The sequence below is a fragment of the Propionivibrio sp. genome (assembly GCF_016790145.1).
In the GTDB taxonomy this organism is placed as follows: Bacteria; Pseudomonadota; Gammaproteobacteria; order Burkholderiales; family Rhodocyclaceae; genus Propionivibrio.
The window spans coordinates 1-5,800 of sequence record NZ_JAEUOI010000115.1; the positions used below are offsets into that span (position 1 = coordinate 1).

Below are 5,800 nucleotides of genomic sequence, written 5' to 3' on the forward strand. Positions count from 1 at the left end.
AAAGATCAGTCCGAAGAGTGTCGCCATCACGCTTTCTGCTGGCTTGCCGGCGCTTTCCAGCAGCCCCTGAACGGCCAGTGCTCCAGGAGTTCCAAGCATGGCTTGCAGTTGTGCATAGATTTCGCCACGCGCAGCTTGCTCACCGAAAAACAATCCGGCGATCGAAATCACGATCAACAACAGGGGAGCAATCGAGAACATCGTGTAAAAGGCCAGGGCCGCACCCATGCTCTGCGCATAGTCATGTACCCAGTTCACGGCAGCCGCCTTGAACAGATCGATGATGTCCCTGAAAATCATGTCCTGATTACCCGCCTGCCGGAGAGGCTGGTCGCGTGCGCTGGCCTGGCTTGCGAGCACCGGCATTTCAGGCTGACCCGCGAGCATTGCGGCACACGCCCGGGTTCTGTGGAATTTCCGCTCGCCTGTCTCATAGCCTGCCGTTGCGCGAGAGAAGGACAGCAATCGGCCGTGTACTCAAAAACTCTGAGAAAATGATGGCCACGACGGCAGTAATCGGGACCGCCAGAAAGGCGCCGGCGATTCCCCACAATTCCGACCAGATTGCCAGGCTGACCAGGATGGCAAACGGGCTGAGGTTGAGTGAATTGCCCATGACATAGGGATCGAGAAAGTTGCCAATCAGGAACTGGGCGAGCACCAGTCCGAGTAACAACGAAAGGACCACATTCGGATTCTCGAACTGAATGATCGCCATGATGACCGGGAACAACACGCCGAGAAACGATCCGATATAGGGAACATAATTCAGAAAGGCGATCAGCACCGCCCAGAACGCGGCGAATTCAAGACCGGCGAAGGCCATGATCACCCAGCTTATCGCGCCCAGAAACAAGCTGATGAATGTCTTCAGCGCCAGGTAGGATCCGATTCGCTTGTTGATGTCGGTGGTGATTGCCCGAATCCGGGCGACGCGGCTGGCATCACTCGAGATATTTTCGATTTTCCGGGGGAAAGAGCGCCGCTCAACAAACAGGAAGGTGGCATACAGGAACACGACGATAACGCTGACGATGATCGACGACACCGAGGCCAGCATTGACCCGAGCAGCCGCTGAATGTTTATCTGGGCGAACAGTTCCTGGCGCAGTGTAGTCCAGGTGGGTTCGGTCTCGATGCGCAGAAAAACAGCAAATCTCTGGATGGCAGCGAGCAGGGATTCCTGATATTGCGGGGCCAGCGCCAGAAACCTGTCCTTGTTGATGATGAAAAGGTAAACAAGGACAAGCAATGAAAGTGTGATGACCAGCACCGAGAGTACGTATCTGACCTGAAGCGGCAGAACGCTTCCCAGGTGCGGAATTCTGTGCAAGGCCTGCGCCAGACCGACAATCACATAGACAACGACAAGGCCAAAGAACACCGGGACAAAGACATCTTTCCCGATGTACAGCAGCCAACCGGTGATCAGCATCAGGACGGTGCCGTGTACGAGCGCTTGAAGTCGATCCATGTCTGAATATGCCCTGATCTCCGGCAATCCCGTCTTCCGCGACGTACTCGACAAACCGCTATCACCCTTGACGATACGCTGCCGTAAAGCGCGCAAGCGGTCAGCCGCAGCGGTGATTGCAATTGCTCCGGGATGACCGATCCTTATCGGGTTACGGGCGAAGGGTCACGCCATTCGCGTGCCGGTGCCCGGCGCTCCCAACGGCTCTGCCAATAGGCCTTGCGTCCGAACCAGTGCTGACGCTGGTAATGGGTGTCCCAGTATTCACCGAGTGAAAACTCGCTTTGTGGCAGGCCGAGATTGGGGCCACCACTGACAATGGTGACTGCACTGCCATTGAACGGAATGGAAAGGAAGCGCGTATACACCCAGCCCCGATCACGACCCGCAATGACGTCGCACCACCGCCAGTTGGCAACACAGCCGACAACGGTGACCTGTGTCCCGCTCAAGAGCCAGGTAACGGTCGGGAAGATTTTCTCGGGGCCGGCACGAACGTTAACAGCGCTCGTCGTGGTCGCCGTTTGTTCCGCCGCCGGTGTAATGCATGAGGTACCGGCGAGTACCAGTGCAAGCAATAACTTTAGAGATATGGGCATGAGCATCCTGTCGGTGGTTGATTCGATTCGGTCACTGGAATTGTCCGCCACCCGTATCACCTTCGCCAACTTGATGACGGCAAGCACCCGGTGAGCATGGCGCATCGAGCATTACCTTAATGGCATGTGGACGAGCGAAAGGGCAGTAATTTCAAGGGCATAAGCCGGATTATCCTTGGGATTTCGTTGGACTCGTCTTCAGAAGGCAATAACGCAAGAGGTATTGATCCAGCGTGAGCGCAAAATAAACCAAAAAAAATTAGGGGGGGGGTGAGAATTTTTTAGGCGCGTTCAGCCTTGAAATACGCCAGAGCATGTCCAGGGAAACCAGTCGCCCTCAGAGGCTGTGAAATAGTCAGAATTCCACCGCAAAGACGCAATGGTGAAAAGAAATCGCAAAGTTAACACATTGTTTGAGAAAGAATTCTTTGCGTCACCTTTGCCGCGCCTCTGCGGTGGTGTTTAACCCAGCCGCGGCACATCCCCAGCCTGAGGTGTTCAGGTGTTCGGCAAGTCGGCGCCAGTGCTACCTTGCCCAGGTGCGACGCTGCCTGGTACCACGGCCGGCACCACCGCCGCGGGCACGCTACGCACGTGCATTTCGCGCTGCGGCAGCGGCACCTCGATGCCGGCTTCGGCCAGGCCGTCGCGAATGCGCACGGCCAGTTCGCTGCGCATCTCGATCCAGTTCGCATGCGGCGTGGTCCACGCGCGCACGCTGAACTCCAGCGCGCCGGGAGTGAGGCCGGTCAAAATGGCTTCGGGGGCAGGCGACAGGGCGATGCCGTCGATGCCGCGCGCAATGCCCACCAGCAACTCAATGGTCTGCTGCGGGCTCACCCCGTAGCCGGTGCTGATGTCGATGCTGATGCGCCGGCTGCTGCCGTGCAGCGTCCAGTTAACCAGCTTGTCGGCCAGCAGCATGCCGTTGGGCACCACCACCTCGGCGCCATCGAAAGAGGTGATGATGGTGGCCCGCATGCCGATGTCGCGTACCTTGCCGCTCATGCCCGCCACATCGACCACATCGCCGAGCCGGATCGGCCGCTCGAACATCAGGATCAGCCCGGCGACGAAGTTCTTCACCACGTCCTGCAGGCCTAAACCGATGCCGACGCCGAGCGCGCCGAAAACGATGGCCAGTTGCCCGACCTGGAAGCCGGCCATGGCCAGCGCCGCCAGCAGGCCGAGAAAGACGATGCTGTAATAGGTGAGCGTCGAGATGCTGTCGCCCACGCCGCGCGGCAAAGAAAGTGCCGGCAACAGGTCTTCGGCGAGCAGCAGGCGGATGGTACGGGCCAGCCAGAAGGCAACCCAGACCGCCGCCGCGAATGCCGCGATGTTGCCCAAGCTGACCGACAGCAGGCCAAGCTTGAATTCATGTGTCAGCACCGTTATAAGAAAGGCGGACAGCGGACGATAGACGCGGAATGACTGGAGCGCGTAGATCAGCCAGCCAAGCACCATCAACGTGCGGCCGAGCCGGGCCGCCAGCGGGATCAGCGAACCGGAATGGCGCCCGGCGATACGCGCCAGTGTCGAGCGCGGAACCAGTACCTGGAACAAGGCCACCAGCACCGTGCTGCCGGCGTACAGGGCCAGCGCGGCGTAACTGCTGTCGAGCAGCGCGCCGGTGAGCATCGTCGCCAGGGAGATATTGCCGAGGATATTGGAACCCGCCGATACAAGCAGCACCACGCAAGCGACCCAGCCAAGGAAGGTCAGCGGTCGGGCGGGCATGGTGCCAGCCTCGTCGGCCTCGTCGCTAGCACCACGCCGCGCGCGCAGCATGCGCCAGGCCAGCGTCAGCAGCATCAGCAGGTTCAGCGTCAGCAGGACACCGCGGTACAGAAGCTGATCGCCGAGCAGCAAGGAGGCCAGGGCGTTCAGGAAATAAAAAAAGGCGCTGAAATAGGCCCAGGGGCCGACGCTGGCCAGCACGCGGCGCTGGACCAGCGCCAGCACCGGGATCCAGGCGAGCAGCATCACCGCCTGCTGGCGGAAGATAGGCCCCTGGATATCATAGACCACGGCGCCGATAAGGACGAGCAGCAGCCACGCCGCCCAGGGACGCGAGAGCGCGCGCATGGAAGGCTCGGTGGCTTGCCCGGCGGCCACCAGCATGCGGGCGCGATACCTCAGCCAGACCATCGCCGGCAAGAGCAGCAAGGCACCGGCGGCCAACGCCGGCAGCCAGCGAACGTTCGCGGCGTCGTAGCCGCTGGCGAACGCTCGCTCGATCTCCAGGCTGCGGCTCATCCCGATGCTGACCGGATCGAGCGCTTTGCTGTCGCCCAGAGCCTGCCACAGGGGAGGCGTGTCCATGCTCACCAGTCGCCGGTCCTGATCGTCGATCTTGGCCGACACCGAGGCAATGCCCTGTTGCACCTGGGTCGCCAGCGCGCTGCCCTTGCGTCCCAGATCGAGCAGTTTGCCCAGCGGCAGCGCGGCCTGCTTTTCCGCTTCGTCGATCATGGCGATCAACTCGTCGACGCGCTCGAGCAGTGCCGGGGCCAGTCCCGCCGTCTGGCCGGTGGCCTGCCAGACGGCGCGACGCTTCGCCAGGTCGGCCATGTCTTCGGACTTGGCGTTGGTGCTGCGCGCCAGCTCGGCCCGCGTCTGGGTGAGCACTCGTTCGTAGAGCAGCCAGTGGCGCTGCAGGCTCTCCAGCCGGCGCACCGACAGTACACCGAGATCGCTCTGGCCGGAACGCTCGGCGAGTTGGCCGATGGTTGTGGAATGGCTTGCCAATGCCTCTTCATAGCGTTGCGCAAGGTCGGGAACCCGGGCCCGGCGTACGATGTCCTGGATGTACTGCTGGTCGGCATCGGCACGCGCCGGAATGTCGGCTGATCCATGGGCTGTAACCTGTGCCGTGGCCTCGACCGACGCCGGATTGGCGTCGGCGGCGGCGGGAGTCTGGGCGCGGACGGCTACCGATCCGGCAGTAACCCAGATCAGCAGCGCGCCGGCGGCCACCCGGCAGAGACGCGTTCTGGCGCTCACCGGCCTGGCACCAGGTGCATGACCCTGCGCACCGGATTGGGCTGTGACATCGGGGCGGCCCACCACCTGTAATGCCAGCGCCAAGGAACAAGGTCGGCCACGAGCGATGGCGGAGCGCCAGGCGCCGGGCAGCTCATTGCTCGGGGCGAGCGCAGTGATTGAAATTTCAAGGGCATAAGACTGATTGTCCTTGATCGCCGCAACTACGGTCAACGGCAGTTTTCATGATCGCTCCCCGGGATAGTCTCGATTGCCGCCGCGCCGAGTGCGAAAGCTTGGATTGCACCACTCCTGCTGTTCTGCTAGCTTACGTGCTGATCGCGTCCTTGCCGATGCAGACCCATTCCGGCTGACGGTCACCGCGCAAGGCAAGGCAAGCGTCCTTCGCTCCTTGATCGATTCACCCACAGGGGGTTTTGATGGACTACGAATCATTGTCACTTGCGCCCATGCTGATCGGGCTTGCCGGCGGGCTGGCGCTGTTCCTGCACGGCATGACGATGATGTCGAATGCGATGCGGGCGATGGCCGGTTCGCAACTGAACACCATCATGGCCAGACTCGCCCGCAACCGCTTCAGCGCGTTGCTGACCGGCGTCGCCATCACCTCGGTCGTGCAATCCTCGACGGTGACCACGCTGATCGCCATCGGTTTCGTTTCGGCCGGGGTTCTCACCCTGGCGCAGGCCCTCGCCGTCATCATGGGCGCCGCCGTCGGCTC

Annotated in this window: 6 protein-coding genes; 2 read left to right on the forward strand and 4 right to left on the reverse strand. The window is 61.4% G+C overall.

What is annotated here, in order from left to right:
* Positions 1-387: YhjD/YihY/BrkB family envelope integrity protein (locus JNM42_RS10330; RefSeq protein WP_294269089.1), on the reverse strand; the 387-nt coding region annotated here is incomplete at its 3' end.
* Between the two features lie 43 nt (positions 388-430).
* Positions 431-1,474 (reverse strand): AI-2E family transporter, encoded by a 1,044-nt coding sequence (locus tag JNM42_RS10335; RefSeq protein ID WP_294269092.1) that lies wholly within the window; start codon positions 1,472-1,474, stop codon positions 431-433.
* Between JNM42_RS10335 and JNM42_RS10340 the strand changes: the two genes are divergently transcribed.
* Positions 1,473-1,610, forward strand: a complete 138-nt coding sequence (locus tag JNM42_RS10340) for a hypothetical protein (protein WP_294269095.1) — start codon at positions 1,473-1,475, stop codon at positions 1,608-1,610. The two genes, JNM42_RS10335 and JNM42_RS10340, sit on opposite strands and share 2 nt — an antisense overlap.
* 7 nt (positions 1,611-1,617) lie before the next feature.
* Here JNM42_RS10340 and JNM42_RS10345 read toward each other — a convergent pair whose 3' ends face one another.
* The gene (locus JNM42_RS10345; RefSeq protein ID WP_294269097.1) at positions 1,618-2,178 is read right to left on the reverse strand and encodes an SH3 domain-containing protein; all 561 of its coding nucleotides are present in this window, start codon (positions 2,176-2,178) and stop codon (positions 1,618-1,620) included.
* Positions 2,179-2,571: 393 nt separating this feature from the next.
* Positions 2,572-5,292: a mechanosensitive ion channel domain-containing protein gene (locus JNM42_RS10350; RefSeq protein ID WP_294269102.1), complete on the reverse strand. Its 2,721-nt coding sequence runs from the start codon at positions 5,290-5,292 to the stop codon at positions 2,572-2,574.
* A 206-nt stretch (positions 5,293-5,498) separates the two neighbouring features.
* On the opposite strand from JNM42_RS10350, the gene JNM42_RS10355 reads away from it, so the two are divergent.
* A partial coding sequence (locus JNM42_RS10355; RefSeq protein ID WP_294269105.1) for a Na/Pi symporter occupies positions 5,499-5,800 on the forward strand: 302 nt, incomplete at its 3' end.

Coding starts and splice junctions, on each gene's coding strand:
- JNM42_RS10335 (WP_294269092.1), bottom strand. CDS start 1,474: ATGGATCGACTTCAAGCGCTCGTACACGGCACCGTCCTGATGCTGATC.
- JNM42_RS10345 (WP_294269097.1), bottom strand. CDS start 2,178: ATGCGCCATGCTCACCGGGTGCTTGCCGTCATCAAGTTGGCGAAGGTG.
- JNM42_RS10340 (WP_294269095.1), top strand. CDS start 1,473: ATGTCTGAATATGCCCTGATCTCCGGCAATCCCGTCTTCCGCGACGTA.